At 71.1% G+C, this 15,182-nt stretch carries 12 protein-coding genes; 8 read left to right on the top strand and 4 right to left on the bottom strand.

Annotation, left to right across the window (positions count from 1 at the left end; translation table 11 throughout):
* Window positions 1-25: 25 nt before the first annotated feature.
* The 3 genes from ABN273_RS15200 to ABN273_RS15190 all read right to left on the bottom strand — a co-directional run bounded on the left by ABN273_RS15200 (window position 26) and on the right by ABN273_RS15190 (window position 3,400).
* Window positions 26-1,303 (bottom strand): xylan 1,4-beta-xylosidase, encoded by a 1,278-nt coding sequence (locus tag ABN273_RS15200; RefSeq protein ID WP_349449421.1) that lies wholly within the window; start codon window positions 1,301-1,303, stop codon window positions 26-28.
* A 261-nt stretch (window positions 1,304-1,564) separates the two neighbouring features.
* Window positions 1,565-2,314, bottom strand: a complete 750-nt coding sequence (locus tag ABN273_RS15195) for an SDR family oxidoreductase (RefSeq protein WP_349449420.1) — start codon at window positions 2,312-2,314, stop codon at window positions 1,565-1,567.
* Window positions 2,315-2,365: 51 nt separating this feature from the next.
* A complete protein-coding gene (locus ABN273_RS15190) occupies window positions 2,366-3,400 on the bottom strand; it encodes a phosphotransferase family protein (protein WP_349449419.1) in 1,035 nt (344 codons plus the stop codon).
* 156 nt (window positions 3,401-3,556) lie between these two features.
* Between ABN273_RS15190 and ABN273_RS15185 the strand changes: the two genes are divergently transcribed.
* Together ABN273_RS15185 and ABN273_RS15180 are read left to right on the top strand one after the other, a co-directional pair.
* Window positions 3,557-4,639 (top strand): GNAT family N-acetyltransferase, encoded by a 1,083-nt coding sequence (locus tag ABN273_RS15185; RefSeq protein ID WP_349449418.1) that lies wholly within the window; start codon window positions 3,557-3,559, stop codon window positions 4,637-4,639.
* Complete coding sequence (locus ABN273_RS15180; protein ID WP_349449417.1) at window positions 4,636-5,757, top strand: DegT/DnrJ/EryC1/StrS family aminotransferase; 1,122 nt, start codon at window positions 4,636-4,638, stop codon at window positions 5,755-5,757. The genes ABN273_RS15185 and ABN273_RS15180 overlap by 4 nt, the downstream gene beginning before the upstream one ends.
* 13 nt (window positions 5,758-5,770) lie before the next feature.
* Here ABN273_RS15180 and pdxR read toward each other — a convergent pair whose 3' ends face one another.
* Window positions 5,771-7,225 carry a MocR-like pyridoxine biosynthesis transcription factor PdxR gene (gene pdxR, locus ABN273_RS15175; RefSeq protein ID WP_349449416.1) on the bottom strand — a complete coding sequence of 485 codons (1,455 nt, stop codon included), beginning with the start codon at window positions 7,223-7,225 and terminating at the stop codon, window positions 5,771-5,773.
* A 35-nt stretch (window positions 7,226-7,260) separates the two neighbouring features.
* Between pdxR and ABN273_RS15170 the strand changes: the two genes are divergently transcribed.
* From ABN273_RS15170 to orn, 6 genes are all read left to right on the top strand, one after another.
* A complete protein-coding gene (locus tag ABN273_RS15170; protein WP_349449415.1) occupies window positions 7,261-7,899 on the top strand; it encodes a pyridoxamine 5'-phosphate oxidase family protein in 639 nt (212 codons plus the stop codon).
* Window positions 7,900-7,941: 42 nt separating this feature from the next.
* Window positions 7,942-10,227, top strand: a complete 2,286-nt coding sequence (locus ABN273_RS15165) for a serine/threonine-protein kinase (protein WP_349449414.1) — start codon at window positions 7,942-7,944, stop codon at window positions 10,225-10,227.
* 94 nt (window positions 10,228-10,321) lie between these two features.
* Window positions 10,322-12,004: a serine/threonine-protein kinase gene (locus ABN273_RS15160; protein WP_349449413.1), complete on the top strand. Its 1,683-nt coding sequence runs from the start codon at window positions 10,322-10,324 to the stop codon at window positions 12,002-12,004.
* Window positions 12,005-12,024: 20 nt separating this feature from the next.
* The gene (locus ABN273_RS15155) at window positions 12,025-13,362 is read left to right on the top strand and encodes a protein kinase family protein (RefSeq protein WP_349449412.1); all 1,338 of its coding nucleotides are present in this window, start codon (window positions 12,025-12,027) and stop codon (window positions 13,360-13,362) included.
* 49 nt (window positions 13,363-13,411) lie between these two features.
* Window positions 13,412-14,503 carry a DUF2510 domain-containing protein gene (locus ABN273_RS15150; protein WP_349449411.1) on the top strand — a complete coding sequence of 364 codons (1,092 nt, stop codon included), beginning with the start codon at window positions 13,412-13,414 and terminating at the stop codon, window positions 14,501-14,503.
* 68 nt (window positions 14,504-14,571) lie between these two features.
* Entirely contained in the window at window positions 14,572-15,165 is a 594-nt protein-coding gene (orn, locus tag ABN273_RS15145) for an oligoribonuclease (RefSeq protein ID WP_349449410.1), read from the top strand.
* Window positions 15,166-15,182 lie beyond the last annotated feature (17 nt).

Here is a 15,182-nt window from a genome sequence, read left to right as displayed (position 1 = left end):
CGGAAACACGGCGACGGCATTGCGTTCAGGCGCCGCCGTGACCGGACCACTTGATCTCGTACGGCTTCAGCGTCACCCGCTTGCCGTCCACCGTCGCGGAAACAGGCCGGTCCGAGGTGTTCACCATGACCACCTGACGCTCCTGGGCAAGCGTCTTGATCTTGGGGTCCGAAGTGGCCACCTGCTCCACGCGCACCCCCGCCGGGAACCACCTCGTGAAGCCGCTGAGCAGGCCCGCCATCGGCATCTCCCCGCCGGCCTTCGGAGCCCACAGGCACCCTGGGCACGCACCCCTGTCCCGCTGCTGCGGGTTCCAGTAGAGAGCGCTCGTCACGCCGCTCTTGGCGAACTCCATCAGCGCCGCCGCCTGCACCGCCGTGCGCTTCTCCTCCGACCAGCCCGAGTTCTCCGGCTCGACGTACCACTCCGCCCACCACACGGGCAGGTCGTGGCTCTTCTGCCGCAGCCACGTCGTGATCGCGCTGAACTTGCCCAGGGCCGCGAAATCATCGGGGACATTGCCCCGGTCGTTGGTCATGGAAGCGCCGTCCACCACGACGAAATCGGCGCCCTTCTTGTTGCGCAGCCAGTATTCGACCGCGTCCAGCGCTCTCTGGTCGACCGTGCCCCACGGCCCGCTCAGCTCGGACGGGCCGCCTTTCGAGCTGCTCTCTATCGGAATGTACGGGCCGCCGATCTGGATGCCTTTGTTGACCTTCTTCAAGGCCGTGTAGACCTTGTTGTAAAGCTCGGTATAGGCCTCGGCGTCCCAACGGTTCGTGCTCGGGTCCCAGAAGCCCTTGAACTCGTTCCACACCAGATAATGCTTGACGGTCGGATACTGCCTGGCGACCCTGGCGGCCAGTTTGGCGTAGTCGTCGAAATGTTCGCGCTTCGGCGCGACCGTGTGGTTCTTGCTCCAGTCCGTGTGCCCGGCCTGCCCGCCCTTCATCCAGTCGGGCGCGCAGCACAGCGTGATCACCGGCACGGCCCGCGACGACGCCATGAACTTCAGCCGCCGGTTCAGATCCCGGAGGTTGAACTGCCCCGGACTGGGCTCGGGGTTGCCGACGCCCCAGCCCATGATGTGCTGGTTCTGCAACATCGGGACGCGGCCGAGCATGCCCCTGGCCTGCTCGACGACCCGCGGCGGCTCGTTGTCGGCGCTGTACTGGGTGTGGGTGATGCCCCAGCGCGGCCAGTTCTCGAGCGCGGGTGGCTGCTCCAGCTGCGGCGCGGGCTCGTTGGGCATGGCCGGGGCGACCTCGGCGCCCTGGAAAACGCTGCGGGCCTTGGTACGCATTGAGGCATAAACCATGATGCCCGCCACCAGGATTACCGCGAGAATGCCCGCTCCCAGTGCGAGCGGCCATGGCGATCGTCGGCGTGCGCGCCGGCCGTCGGTGGGAATCACTGGACGCTCCTCATCCTGCGCAAATGTACAAGGACTCGCGAGCCGGTGAAGGTTTTTCACGGCGCGCGAACATAAGGAAACGTGCAAGCGCCGGGTAGTCCCCAGCACTAATTACGTTATTCGTCCCGCTTGCAAGCCACTTGCCGTTTATCAGAGCGCGGGTGGGCGCTGGCCGCCCGCGGGGCCCGGAACCCCGGCATAGCGGTACGGAACCGGCTGCCTGCCGGGCTGCACAACCAAAAGCGTGCCGGGGGTGTCGGCATAGAAGGCGCTTTCGACGGCGGCGGCCACGTCCTCCGCCGTGAGCAGCGGGAACCCCGCATTGACGAACATCTCCCGCGACTCGGCCACCAGCGGAGTGTCGGTGAAGCCCGGGCAGACGGCATTGATCCGGATGTTCTGGACGGCCAGCGGCTCGGCGAGCGCCCTGACCAGGCCGACGACGGCGTGCTTGGTCATGGTGTAGATCGGGTCGCCGGAGAATCCGACGAGGCCGGCGAGCGACGAGGTGGCCACGATGGCTCCCCCACCGGACCGGACGAGCAGCGGAACGCTGGCCCGCACGCCGAACACGACGCCGTCCACGTTCACGCCGACCACCTGGCGGTAACGCGCCACGTCGAAGTCCGCCAGGTCCACCCGGCCAGAGATGCCCGCGTTGAGGTGGACCAGGTCGAGCCGGCCGAAGCTCCGCCCGGCCAGCTCCACCGCCTCCAGGGACGCCTCCTCGCGGCTGACGTCGGCGGCCAGCCATACGCCGCCCAGCTCCTTGGCCAGCCGCTCGGCGCCTTCGCCGTCGAGGTCGACGAGGACACATTTCACACCGCCGGCCGACAGCCGCCGCGCCACGGCGGCGCCGATGCCGCTGGCCGCTCCGGTGATGAGTGCAACTGTGCTCATGGCGCTCCTTGAGGGCTGAGGACCAGGGGTACGGAAGGCGCCCCCGTACGGTCAGGGCTGGTCGAGCATGCGATGTGCGCGGGAGATCAGCGTGGGCACCGCGGAGCCGATGCGGTCGAATCCCTCCCCAACGGTCTTACCTTGCCGGAACCGGGCGTGGATACCCTCCACGATGACCGCGAGCTTGAAGTTTCCAAAAGCCACATAAAACCCAAGATCTGAAATATCCCGGCCTGACACCTTTGCGTAGTGCGCGGCGAACTCCGCCGAGTTCATGAACCCCGGCGCCACCGTCACATCCCCCGCCACCGGAATCCCCGCCCGCTCCGAATCCCCCCGATCGTGCCAGTACGTCAGCGCCAGCCCCAGATCGGCCAGCGGATCCCCCAGCGTGGACATCTCCCAGTCCACCACAGCCATGATCTCCAGAGAGTCCCCAAGCTTGATCAGCGTGTTGTCCAGCCGGTAGTCACCGTGCACCAGCGTGCTGTCGGACGAGGCGGGCAGCCGCTCCCGCAGCCGCTCCACGAGCCGGTCGTACTCGGGCAGATCCGTCGTCTTCGACCGCTCCCACTGCTGCCCCCACCGGTCGAGCTGCCTGGCCATGTACCCCTCGGGCCGCCCGAAGTCCGCCAGCCCCACCTCGCGGTAGTCCACCGCGTGGATGGCCGCCAGCACCTCGGCCAGCCGCTCCGACAGCCGCCGCGTCCGCTCAGGCGAAGGCGGAGGCGAACCCAGCTCTTCCCGGGTCCGTACGGCGACCCCCTCCACGTACCCCATGAGATAGAACGGCGCCCCGATGACGGACTCGTCCCCGCAGAACGCGACCGGCGCGGGCACCGGGACGGGCGTGGGCGCCAGCGCCGAGATGACCCGCCACTCGCGCCGCATGTCGTGGGCGGTGGGCAGTACGTGGCCGAGCGGCGGCCGGCGCAGCACCAGGCGGCGGTCGCGGGCCTCGACAAGATAAGTCAGGTTGGACCTGCCGCCCGAGATCAGCGAGACGGACAGCGGTTCGCCGGCGTCGGGCACGTTCCGGCCCATCCACGCGACCAGAGCGGGCCAGTCAATGCCAGGTACGGTCATGCACACACATTAGAACGTCACTCGGTCCTGAACACCAGCTGGGAGTTCTGTAACGTTCCGACCTGCGGTGATGACGCTCCGAGTAATAGTCTTTACGCTGACCGTACAGGTCCCCCCTCAACTTCGAAAACAGCGGCATGCCAACGGTAGGAGCCCATGCGCGTCACCCTTGCCCTGCCCCATGAGCTGGGACATTCCGAACTGAGCCGATGGCGGGACCTGCAGGAGGCGGACCCTTCGGTCGACAGCCCCTTCCTGTCGCCAGAATTCACCATCACGGTGGGCGAACTTCGAAATATCGTACGAGTCGCCGTTCTTTACGACGGCCCTGACATTGTGGGTTTCTTCCCTTTTGAACGGCACCCCATGGGGATCGGCAAACCGGTCGCCGCGGGACTGACCGACGCGCAGGGGCTGATCCGCGCCAAGGACCTCGAGATCGAACCGCGCAGCCTGATCAAGGCCTGCGGGCTCGCGGTGTACGAGTTCGACCACCTGGTGTCCGGCCAGCCGCTGCTGAGCGAGCGGCACACGCGGCACCCGTCGCCGATCATCGACCTGCGCGGCGGCTACGACCACTACGCGGAGGAGCTCAAGAAGCACGCCGGCAAGACGTACAAGTCCACCCTGGCCAAGTCCCGCAAGCTCCAGCGCGAGGCCGGGACGATCCGCCACGACTACGCCACCACCGACCTGGCGCCCCTGCACACGCTGCTCGGCTGGAAGACCGACCAGTACCGCCGCACGGGCCGCACCGACAGGTTCGCGCACCGCTGGATCGTGGAGCTGGTCGAGCGGCTGCTGGCGAGCCAGTCGGAGAGCTTCGCCGGGGTGCTGGACATGGTGTACGTGGACGGACAGCCGATGGCCGGGCATTTCGGGCTTCGTACGCGTACGACGCTCGCCGGGTGGTTCCCCGCCTACGATCCCCATTTCGCCAAGTACTCCCCCGGCCTCATCCACCACCTGGCGATGGCCGAGCGGGCCGCGGAGCACGGCATCCAGATGATCGACATGGGCCGCGGCGAGAAGGAGTACAAGGACAAGCTCAAGACAGGCCAGCTCGAGGTGGCCGAAGGGCGCGTGGCGAGGGTCGGCGCGGCGGCCGGCCTCCACTGGATGGTGCGGGTGCCGGTGCGCAAGACGCGCGCCACGGTGCTGGCCAACCCGTTGCTGCTCAAGACGGCCGACAAGGCGTTGAAGACCTACGGGCGGCTCCGTACCGTCCTGCAAGGGTGAGGCTCATCAGGGAGCGCACGGGCCGCCGCTGCCTGCCGCTCCCGTCCAACCGCCTCGGCCTCTACCTGGCGTTACGGCACTGGTGCGAGCCGGGGCAGCGGCTGCTCATGTCGCCGATCTCGGCCGACGAGATCCTGTTCCTGGTGCTCGCGGCCGGCCTGCGCCCGGTGATCGCGCCGCTGTCCGCCCGTGACGGCAACATCGACGTCTCCCGCGTCCACCTCGCCGAGGTGGACGCCGTCCTGACGACCAACCTGTACGGCCTGCCCGACAACGCCCCCGCCTTGTCCGGAAAAGTGCTGATCGAGGATGTGGCGCACGCCATGGAGACGAGCCTCGGCGGCCGGCCGCTGGGCACCTTCGGCCAGGCCGGGGTGTTCAGCCTGGCCAAGCATCCGGGGGCGGGCTCGGGCGGCGTGCTGGCCGTCGAGCACGAGTGCGACCTGCGCGCGCTCCAACGCGCCCGCGACGCCCTGCTGGCGCCCGGCTCGCTGAGGGCCGACCTGATCAGCGTGGCCACCTCGGTGGCCCGCCAGGCAGCCCTCAGGCTCGACCTCGTACGCCCGGCGCTCTGGCTCATGCGCACCTTCGGCATGCAGGAGCAGCGCGAGGGCTACCGCATCCCCCTGAACCCGCAGTCCCTGGAGCGGGCGCTCGAACGGGCCCCGGACCTGCCGCCCTTCGACCGCTGGGTCCGCGCCGACCTGCACGACTACCGTGCGCGGCGCGGCCCGGTGGCCCGCTGGTACCAGTCCAGGCGCCTGGCCGAAGTCCCCGCGGACAACGAGAGCAGGCAAATGGGCGTCGCGCGCCTGGCCGAGTTGCCCACGGTCGCCCCCGCCGTGCGCGACGACGTGCGCCGGCCGCTGTTCCGCGTGCCGTTCCTGGTGCGCGACCGGGACACGGCCATCGCCGACCTGGAGCGGCGCGGGGTGGCCACGGGCTACCTGTACGACCCGCCGTACGACGACTACGCCCCCGCCTTCACCGAGCCGTCCCCCGACCCCGGCCCCGCGCGCTGGTGGGCGCGGCACGTGCTCCCGGTCGACCCGGTCTACGCCGGCCGCGCCCTCCCTCTCCTGCGCGGCCTGGAACCCCCTATGCAGGGTCCGCCCTGATCAGCCGAACCCCCTATGGGGCTTCTCCACGGTGATCCACCGCACTCCGGCTGGGATCCTGGGCGTCGCGGATGAGCTCGGCCAGGATCCGGCAGCCGCGCCGCACCTCGGCGAGCGAGGCGGAGCCGTACCCGATCACCAGGCCGTGCAGGTGGGCACGGCCGTGGTGGTGGCGCATGGTGGAGTCGAGCAGGACGCCGCGCTCACCGGCCCGCGCGATCACGTCCGGCGCGACGGCGGCGGGCAGCTCGGCCAGGACGTGCAGCCCGGCGGTGTCGCCGCGCAGGCGGCAGACGGGCCCGAGGAGCTCGACGACCGCGGCGCGGCGGCGCGCGTACTCCAGGCGCATCCTGCGCAGGTGCCTGTCGAGGTCGCCGTGCTCCAGCAGGGTGATCACAGCCTGCTGTACGGGGCCGCTGGTGCGGTCGGCGACGCTGTGTCGTAGCCGGGCGATCGTGGCGACCAGCTCCGGGTCGCCGACGAGCCAGCCGACGCCCACGTCCGGCGCGAGGGTCTTGGACAGCGTGCCGAGGAGCACCACCCGGGACGGGTCCAGGCCGTACAGGGCGGGCAGCGGGGCCACGTCGTAGCGGAACTCGGCGTCGTAGTCGTCCTCGACGATCGTCGCGCCGGTGCTTCTGGCCCAGGCGAGCAGCCGCTCCCGGCGCGGAATCGGCAGCCGCCCGCCCAGGGGGTACTGGTGCGCCGGGGTGGTGTAGAGCACGCGGAGATCGCCGGGCAGCCCGTCCACGATCACGCCGTCCTCGTCCACGGGGCACGGCACCACCTCGGCCCCCCTGGCCGCGAACACCGTCCGCGCCACGTGGTAGCCCGGGTCCTCGACGCCGGCCCGCGTGCCGCCGCCGAGCAGGGCCAGCGCGCACAGGTCGAGCCCGTTGCCGGTGCCCCTGGTGACCAGGATGTTCTCCGGGCCGACGGCCATGCCTCTGGCCCGTCTCAGGTGGTCGGCCAGCAGCTCCCTCAGCCGGGGCAGGCCGTACGGGTCGGGCGAGGCGCCCGGCGGCAGGTCGGCGGCCTTGCGCCAGGCCCGCCGCCACGCCGCCCGGTCGTAGTCGCGCACCCAGGGCTCGCCGGGCGTGAGGTCGATCGAGTCGGCCGGGGCCGGCGGCGGCGCCGGCACGTACGTGCTCTGACTGGGCTGCGGGCTGGTGACCTCCATGTCGGCCACGAACGTGCCCGAGCCGTGCCGCCCGTCCAGCCAGCCCTCGGCGTACAGCTGCTGGTACGCCTCCGTGATCACGGTCCTGCTCACCGCGAGCTGGGCCGCCAGGGAACGCGTGGACGGCAGCCGCTCGCCGGGCGCCAGCGTGCCGTCCAGCATGGCGCGCCGCAGCCAGTCGGCGAGCTGCGCGGTCAGCGGCGTGTCCGAGTCGCGCGAGAGAGATATGGGCAGGTCAACATGGGTACGCACGGAAGTGGTCTCCGCGAAGGGCTCGATAGTGGCCATACAGGATAAGTCCACTTCGGGGTTACGGTCGAATCATGCTCTCCACCACTCCCCGCACCAAGCTCGGCCGCGAGAAGCAGCGCGGCAGCACCGACAGGAACGATCTCTACGAGGTGCTCGACACCGGACTGATCTGCCACCTGGGCGTGGTCGTGAACGGCCATCCCATGGTCGTGCCCACAGGCTACGGCCGCATCGGCGAGACCCTCTACCTGCACGGCTCCACCGGGGCCACGTCCCTGCGCGCGGGCGACGGTAGCGACGTGTGCGTCACGGTCACGCACGTCGACGGCCTCGTGCTGGCCCGCTCGATCTTCAACCACTCGGTCAACTACCGTTCGGCGATCATCTACGGGCCGGCGAGGCTGGTGACGGACCCGGAGGAGCGGATGGCGGGACTGCGGGCCCTGTCCGAGCAGCTCGTGCCCGGCCAGTGGGACTACGTCAGACGGCCGTCGCGCAAGGAGCTGGCCGCCACGGCGGTGCTGGCGCTGTCGCTGGAGGAGGCGTCGGTCAAGATCAGGAGCGGGGCGCCCAAGGACGAGGAAGAGGACTACGACCTGCCGGTATGGGCCGGGGTGCTGCCCCTGGTCACCTCATGGGGCGAACCGGAGCCGGATCCGGTGCTCCCAGAAGGTATCGATATGCCGGTTCACATCCTCCATCGGGAGTAGTTCCATAAAGCAGGCACCACCTGCTCCTGATGGGAGACGGCGATGGAGTGGAGCGCTCCCGGATACACCGAAGTCAAGCAGCTCGGGGCGGGCGCCAGCGGGCGGGTGGCACTGGCCCTGCACGACGAGACCGGGGTCAAGGTCGCGATCAAGTACCTCTCCGAGGAGCTGCGGCGCGATCCCGCCGCGCTGGCCAGGTTCCAGTCGGAGGCGCGGCTGCTGACCACGCTGCGCGACCCGAACATCGCCACGATGTGGGAGTACATCCAGGAGGCCGACGGGGCCTGCATCGTGATGGAGCTGGTCAACGGCGTCTCGCTGCGGGCCCTGCTGCGCGAGAACGGCACGACCGAGCCGGAGGCGGCGCTGACCGTGCTGAAGGGCTCGCTGCTCGGGCTGGCCAGGGCGCACGACCTCGGGCTGGTGCACAAGGACTACAAGCCCGAGAACGTCCTCGTCCGGGACGACGGGGTCAGCAAGCTGGTCGACTTCGGCATCGCGGTGCGGCAGGGCACGGCCGCGCATCCGGAGGGCACGCCGCCGTACATGGCTCCCGAGCTGTGGGAGGGGCTGCCCGCCTCGCCGGCGACCGACGTGTACGCGGCCACGGCCGTCTTCTTCGAATGCCTGACCGGGCATCGGCCGTACCGGTCCACCGAGCCGAGCGTGCTCGGCTACCAGCACATCCACGCGCCCGTGCCCTTCCACGACGCGCCGGATCCGGTGCGCGAGCTGGTCAGGCGCGGGCTGGCCAAGGATCCCGCGCAGCGGCCGGCCAGCGCGCACGCGTTCGTGGCGGAGCTGGAGGCCACGGCCAGGGCGGCGTACGGCGAGGACTGGGAGGAGCGCGGCAGGCGGCGGCTGGCGGCGCTCGTGGCGCTGCTCGCCTTACTGTTCCCCACGCCGCAGACGACCACTCCCGCGGCGACGACCTCGCTGGCCAGGACGGTGTTCCGCGGCCTGCGCTCGAACGCGGCACGCGTGGCCATGGGCGGCGCGCTGGCCGTGGCGGCCGCCGTGGCGGTGGTGGTGGTCGTGCTGGCCAACCGCCAGTCGCCGCCACCGCCCACGGAGCCCATCGGCGCCGCGGTGGCCGTACCGCCGTCGCAGGTCACGACGGAGCCGCCGGCCGATCCGCCGACCACTCCCTGGACGCCCCCTGAAGCGACCCCTTCGCCGACGACGCCCCCGAGCACGCCGGAGGCGGTCGTACCCGTCAAGAGCCCCGTGAAGAGCCCGGTCAGCACCCCGTCGGCCGTCAAGCCGGTGAAGAGTCCCAAGGCCACGCCGAAGCCCACTCCCAAGCCGACACCGACCCCCACCCCGACCCCCACGCCGACCCCGACACCGACGCCCACTCCCGCGCCGGTGACCGAGGTGCTCGGGGTGAGCGTGGGCGGCCTCACGGTCGACGAGGACGGGGTCGCCGCCGCCACGGTCACCGTGCGCACCAGCGGCACCGCCGCCGTCACCACCACCGCCACCTGGACCGCCACCGGCGCGGACGGCCGGGTCCAGCGCCTGCGCCTGTCCGGCGCCAGGTCCTACACCCGCGCGCTCACCTGGGACATGGGCGAGCGCCCGTGCGGCAGCACGGTCACGCTGACCGTCACCACCTCCCCCGCGGCCCAGGGCGGCGCCAGGTCGGCCTCGTTCTCCGTGCCGTCCTGCCCCACGAGGGTGACCGGCCTGCGCGTGTCGCTGAACCTGTCCGCCGCGCCGGGCCGTACCGCGAACGCCCTGGTCAGGGTGGCCGCGAGCGGCACGGGGGAGATCCCCGTGGCGGCCGAGTTCGCGGTGAACGGCGACCCGGTCGGCACCCGTACCGCGAGCCTGTCCGGCCGGACCTCCTACTCGCGGTCGTTCGCCCACACCTTCAAGTCCCGCCCCTGCGGCGCGACGCTGTCGGTGCGGGTGAGCGCGGGTGGCAGGAGCGCCACCGCGCGGGCCTCGGTGCCCTGCCCGCCGCAGGTGGAGCGGGTGTCGATCGTCAGGGCCGGTGCGGGTGAGGGCGGGCTCGTCGCGACCGTCTCGGTGACCACGTCGAACACCCAGCCGGTACGGCTCGTCGTGTCGTTCTCGGCCGGCGAGGGCGGGGGCTCGGAGTCGGTCACGCTGTCCGGCGACACCTCGTACACCAGGACCTTGAGCCGCTCCGTCAGGCTCCCGTGTGGCACCAAGTGGTCCGTGACGGCCTCCACCGACCCGGCGGCGGGCAACGGGAGCGACAGCGCGGGCGGCGCCACGCAGGAATGTCCCAAGGAGGAGGAGCCGAGCAGGACGCCAAGTCCCGGCTCTGATGACACATCGGGTGACATTCCTGACTAATCGGGATACCAGTAGCGGGAAAGCGGTTCCCTCTGGTTAAGCTACGGCCGATTGATGAGGGTGGGGGCCCGGAATAGTCCAGAGGAGAACCGTTATGCACGGTGATGGGCAGTGGGGGGTCCCCGGCTATACCGAGGTACGCCAGCTCGGTTCGGGGGCGGCCGGTCGCGTGGTCCTGGCTAGGCGCCACCACGACGGCGCCGAGGTGGCCATCAAGTACCTCAGCGACGAGCTCAGGTCCGACGTGGGGTTCGTCGCGCGGTTCCGGCACGAGGCCAGGCTGCTCAGCACGCTCCAGAGCAAGTACCACGCCCGGCTGATCGACTACGTCGAGACCGGCCGGGGCGCGGCGATCGTCATGGAGCTGATCAACGGGGTGTCGCTGCGCGAGATCCTCAGGTCCGAGGGTCCCACCGGGCCCGAGGCGGCGCTGGCCGTGCTCAAGGGCTCGCTCCGGGGTCTGGCCTCGGCCCACGCGATCGGCGTCGTGCACCGCGACTTCAAGCCAGAGAACGTGATGGTCCAGGGCGACGGCACCAGCAAGCTCGTGGACTTCGGCATCGCGGTCAGGGCGGGCGAGGGCGCCGGCGCCGCCGGCACGCCGCCGTACATGGCGCCCGAGCAGTGGTCGGGCGGCCGCCCGGCACCCGCGACCGACGTGTACGCGGCCACCGTCGTGTTCTTCGAGTGCCTGACCGGCACCCGGCCCTTCCAGGCGGCCAACATCGCGGCCCTGGCCCGCCAGCACCAGACCTCGCCGCCGCCGGTGGACGAGGTGCCCGCGCAGCTCCGGAGCCTGATCGAGCGCGGCCTGGCCAAGGACCCGGCCGGGCGGCCGCCGTCCGCGGAGGCGTTCCTGACCGAGCTCGAGGCGGTCGCGGCCGAGGGGTACGGACGCGACTGGGAGGAGCGCGGACGCCGCCGCCTGGCCGCGCTCGCCGGCCTGCTGGTCCTGCTCTTCCCGAGCGAGCTCGCCGAACCAGGCCAGGCGCAGACCTCGCTGGCCGAGACCCGGTTCCGCAGCCCGTTCCGCAGCCTCAGCAAGGTGCCCGCGAAGATCGCCGTCGGCGCGAGCGCCGTCGCCGTGCTGGCCGTCTCGGCCGTGGTCATCGCCAACGTCGCGGCGGACGAGCCGGCGCTGCGGGCGCAGACCAGTGCGGTCACGCCGACCACGGCCACCCCCGCCACGCTCGAACCTGCGGAGACGGAGGAGGAGCCGGCGCCGACCCCGGAGGAGAGCACGCCGGAGGAGAGCAAGCCCGAGCCGACGCCCAAGCCCACGCCGACGCACACGCAGAGCGCCGCGCCGCCGCCGGTCCAGCCGACCGCGAGCACGCGGCCCACGCGTACTCCCACCCCCAGGCGCACGCGCACCCCGGTCAGGACTCCGCCTGCCAAGACCAGGAAGCCGACCCCGACGGCCACGTCGGAGCAGCCCCCGATCACCGGGAACGCGCAGGATCCCGAGGGCCAGCAGCCGCCGTCCTCGTCCGCTCCCACCCCGACGCCGCCCCCCACGACGCCCACGAGCCGGCCGAGCGAGCCCTCCGGGGCGCCCAGCGAGGTGCCGGAGGGCGGCGGGAACGCCGGCGGCGAGGCGCCCACGAGGGGCGAGCCGACGGGGGGTGAGCCGACGGGGGGTGAGCAGCCGCGGCTCGACGGCGCGAGCAGGGCGTCGGCCGCGCTCGTCGCCTTCGGCCTGATGACGTCCGGCGCGGTTCCGGTCACACTTGCGGTGAAACGCCGTATGGCGGGACGGCACCGAAGGAAGCGCTAGGAAGCGCCGGGGGGACGGCGATGAGCAACCCTGCACACGGTATCGCCGGATTCCGGCTCACCGAGCACACCTGGATGACCGAGCTCGGCAACTGGATCGACGCCATCTCACCCGACGGCCGCAGGGCGGGGGCGCTGCTGTTCGATCCGAAGATCATCGCTCTGCCCGGCGTGCGCGACCGCGTGGTGCACGCGGTCATGACCGACCAGCGGCTCGTGCTGGGCGGGCTGACCGGGCTGATCCCGGTGGCCGACGTGGTGGCGGCGGGCGACCAGGTGTGGCTGCTCACCGCGCAGGCGGTCAGCCCCACGCTGTCCGAGCTGCTCGCCAGCGGGCCGATCGACCCACCCGGCGCGGTGTCCGTGCTGATGGAGACCGCGCAGACGCTGCTCGCGCTGCACACGGCGCAGGTCACCCACGGCTCGGTCCACCCGGGCACCGTGGTGATCACGGCGGAGGGCGCCGCGCTGCTCTCCGAGCGCGGCCTGTCCGACGCCGTCCGCGGCCAGGCCTCCCCGCGTGAGCGGGACGCGGCCGGCTGGGCGTCGCTGGCGCGCGGGCTGGCCGCCTCGCTCGGGCAGGGCCACTCGCGCCTCGCCGAGCTGCTGGAACGTGCCGCGGCCACGGCCGGCCCCCTGGGTCTGGCCGCCGCCCGCGACCTGTTGATCGGCGAGGCGGCCGGCCGGGACGGGCTGGCGCAGACCGCTCGAGGGCGCTCGGCGTTCGCGCAGGCGCGGTCGTACGCGCAGCCGCCCGTCCTGCCGCCAAGGGACGAGGGCGACATCGTCACGCTGCTGCACGTCCCTGGCCGGTCCTCGGGCTCCGTGCAGTTCGGGCCGGGGGTGGGCACGCAGGTGCAGCGACCCGAGACGACGGCCGAGCGAATCTGGCGGTCCGGCCGCGACCAGGCGGCCACCGAGCACCGCCCCGTGAGCAGGCTGACGAAGGCCTCGCGGGCACGGCGGCGGCGCACGATCATCTCCTCGGCCGTCCTCGCCGCCGTCATGGCGGGGGCGGTTCTGGCCTGGTTCTACGCGGGCGACTCGCCGGAGCTGGCGGTCATGTCCATCGACGTGGTGGCGCCGAAGAAGACCCAGGGCTGCGGCAAGGCCGTCCTGATCACCGGCACGGTCGTCACCAACGGGGCGCCCGGCGAGATCACCTACGAATGGCGCAAGAATCTGGACAAGGAAGTCGTCAAGGGAACTCTGCGCACCAAGTCGGACCAGACGACGTACCAGGTGCCGTTCAGGTGGACGTTGCAGGGGAAGAGCAACGTCAAAGCCACCGCCACGCTGCGGATCCTGACGCCCGGCCCGGTGCGCACGGACAAGGCCAGCTTCACGTACAAGTGTTGATGCCGTCCCAGCAATGCATATCAAAGCGGTTCTTACTAATCTGGCCAGCATGACCACGCAGACCCCCGCGGGCTGGTACCCGGACCCCTACGGAGAGCCCCAGCTCCGCTGGTGGGACGGCAACCAGTGGACCGATGCCGTCCACGCGCAGCAGCCGGGGCAGGGCCAGCCCCAGCCCGGCTCAGGACCCCAGCCGCCACCCCAGCCCCAGCCCCAGCAGCAGCCGGGCTCGGGGCCGCAGTCGGGCCCCAACTGGTCGGCGACGCCCGCGAACCCCACGCTCCAGTTCGGCCAGCCGACCTTCGGCCAGTCGGCTTACGGCCAGCCCGCGCCGACCGCCCAGTGGCCGGGCGCGCCCCTGCAGGGTCCCGGCTACGGCCCGCCGCCCAAGCAGGGCAATCCGCTGCCGTGGGTGTTCGGGGGGCTGGCCGCGCTGGTGGTGGTCGCGCTGATCGTGGTGGTCGGCATCTTCTTCATCAACGGGTACAGCTCGGTGACCGCCTTGCCGACTCCGACGGACACGTTCGAGCAGCAGCCGCCTCCCAACAACGAGCCGCCGTCCAACCCGCCGCCCAACCAGGGCGCCGTCGAGCTGCCGCAGCCGGTCGACGGGCGCATCACCGACGCGCAGGCCGGCCTCTCCTTCGAGGTGCCCGCCAACTGGAAGGTGCCCCCGTCCAACGAGATCAACGGCACGGACCCGGCCCAGCAGACGTGGTCGAGCGCGGTGCAGGCCACCTCGCAGGAGAAGTACGACGGCGAGGGCGACTGGGTCGGCAACGTCTACACGGGGCTGCTCAACGAGCTCTACCCCTACACCGGCCCCTCGGGGCTGGGTGAGACGGCCAAGGCGGTCTTCGTCGACTTCACCACCAGGTACTACCAGATCGCCCACGAGACCAAGGTCGTGCAGGACAAGGCGATGAAGATCGGCGGCAAGGACGCGTGGGTGTTGCAGTTCGAGCTCGACTTCTCGAAGATCTCGCAGGAGAAGGGCTACAAGTGGAAGAAGGAGAACGGCGCGGTCGTGCTCATCGATCGCGGCGAGGGCGAGCGACCTGCCATCGTGTACGCGTCCGTACCCGACAATCTGGGGACCGACGTGCTCGGCAAGGTTCTCAGCTCGCTCAAGCCCGCCTGACCGGTGGCACTAGGCTGGTGGGGTAACAAGCGGGCGGATTGCTCCGAGCCGCTGGGCGAGGAGATCGAATGAGTGACTTGCTGGTTTGGATCGACTGCGAGATGACCGGGCTCGACCTGAGCCGCGACGCGCTCATCGAGGTGGCGTGCGTCATCACCGACAGCGAGCTCAATCAGCTGGACGAGGGCGTCGACGTGGTCATCAAGCCGCCGCCGGAGTCGCTGGAGCAGATGTCGGAGGTCGTGCGCCAGATGCACACGGCCTCGGGGCTGCTGCCCGAGCTGGGCAGTGGGGTGACGCTGTCGGAGGCCGAGTCGCTCGTGCTCGACTACATCCGCCGCCACATCCCCGAGCCGAAGAAGGCGCCGCTGTGCGGCAACTCGATCGGCACCGACCGCACGTTCATCTCGCGTGACATGCCCGGGGTCGACGGCTATCTGCACTACCGGATGATCGACGTCTCGTCGATCAAGGAGCTGGTCCGCCGCTGGTACCCGCGGGTCTACTTCGCCGCGCCGGAGAAGCAGGGGGGACACCGGGCTCTGGCGGACATCAGGGAGAGCGTCAGGGAGCTGCGTTACTACCGCGCGGCGATCTTCGTGGCGCAGCCGGGACCCGACTCGGCGACCGCGAGATCGCTGGCAGAGCATGTCAGCGGCTAAAGGAGTGGCGTAAAGAC

This window comes from Nonomuraea sp. B19D2 (genome assembly GCF_040137845.1).
Lineage (GTDB): Bacteria > Actinomycetota > Actinomycetes > Streptosporangiales > Streptosporangiaceae > Nonomuraea.
This window is presented reverse-complemented; position numbering and strand designations above follow the sequence as displayed.

Bases quoted from the DNA above. Each gene is read 5' to 3' on its own strand.
- ABN273_RS15200 (WP_349449421.1), bottom strand. From the start codon at position 1,303: ATGCGTACCAAGGCCCGCAGCGTTTTCCAGGGCGCCGAGGTCGCCCCG.
- ABN273_RS15195 (WP_349449420.1), bottom strand. From the start codon at position 2,314: ATGAGCACAGTTGCACTCATCACCGGAGCGGCCAGCGGCATCGGCGCC.
- ABN273_RS15190 (WP_349449419.1), bottom strand. From the start codon at position 3,400: ATGACCGTACCTGGCATTGACTGGCCCGCTCTGGTCGCGTGGATGGGC.
- ABN273_RS15185 (WP_349449418.1), top strand. From the start codon at position 3,557: ATGCGCGTCACCCTTGCCCTGCCCCATGAGCTGGGACATTCCGAACTG.
- pdxR (WP_349449416.1), bottom strand. From the start codon at position 7,225: ATGGCCACTATCGAGCCCTTCGCGGAGACCACTTCCGTGCGTACCCAT.
- ABN273_RS15170 (WP_349449415.1), top strand. From the start codon at position 7,261: ATGCTCTCCACCACTCCCCGCACCAAGCTCGGCCGCGAGAAGCAGCGC.
- ABN273_RS15165 (WP_349449414.1), top strand. From the start codon at position 7,942: ATGGAGTGGAGCGCTCCCGGATACACCGAAGTCAAGCAGCTCGGGGCG.
- ABN273_RS15160 (WP_349449413.1), top strand. From the start codon at position 10,322: ATGCACGGTGATGGGCAGTGGGGGGTCCCCGGCTATACCGAGGTACGC.
- ABN273_RS15155 (WP_349449412.1), top strand. From the start codon at position 12,025: ATGAGCAACCCTGCACACGGTATCGCCGGATTCCGGCTCACCGAGCAC.
- ABN273_RS15150 (WP_349449411.1), top strand. From the start codon at position 13,412: ATGACCACGCAGACCCCCGCGGGCTGGTACCCGGACCCCTACGGAGAG.
- orn (WP_349449410.1), top strand. From the start codon at position 14,572: ATGAGTGACTTGCTGGTTTGGATCGACTGCGAGATGACCGGGCTCGAC.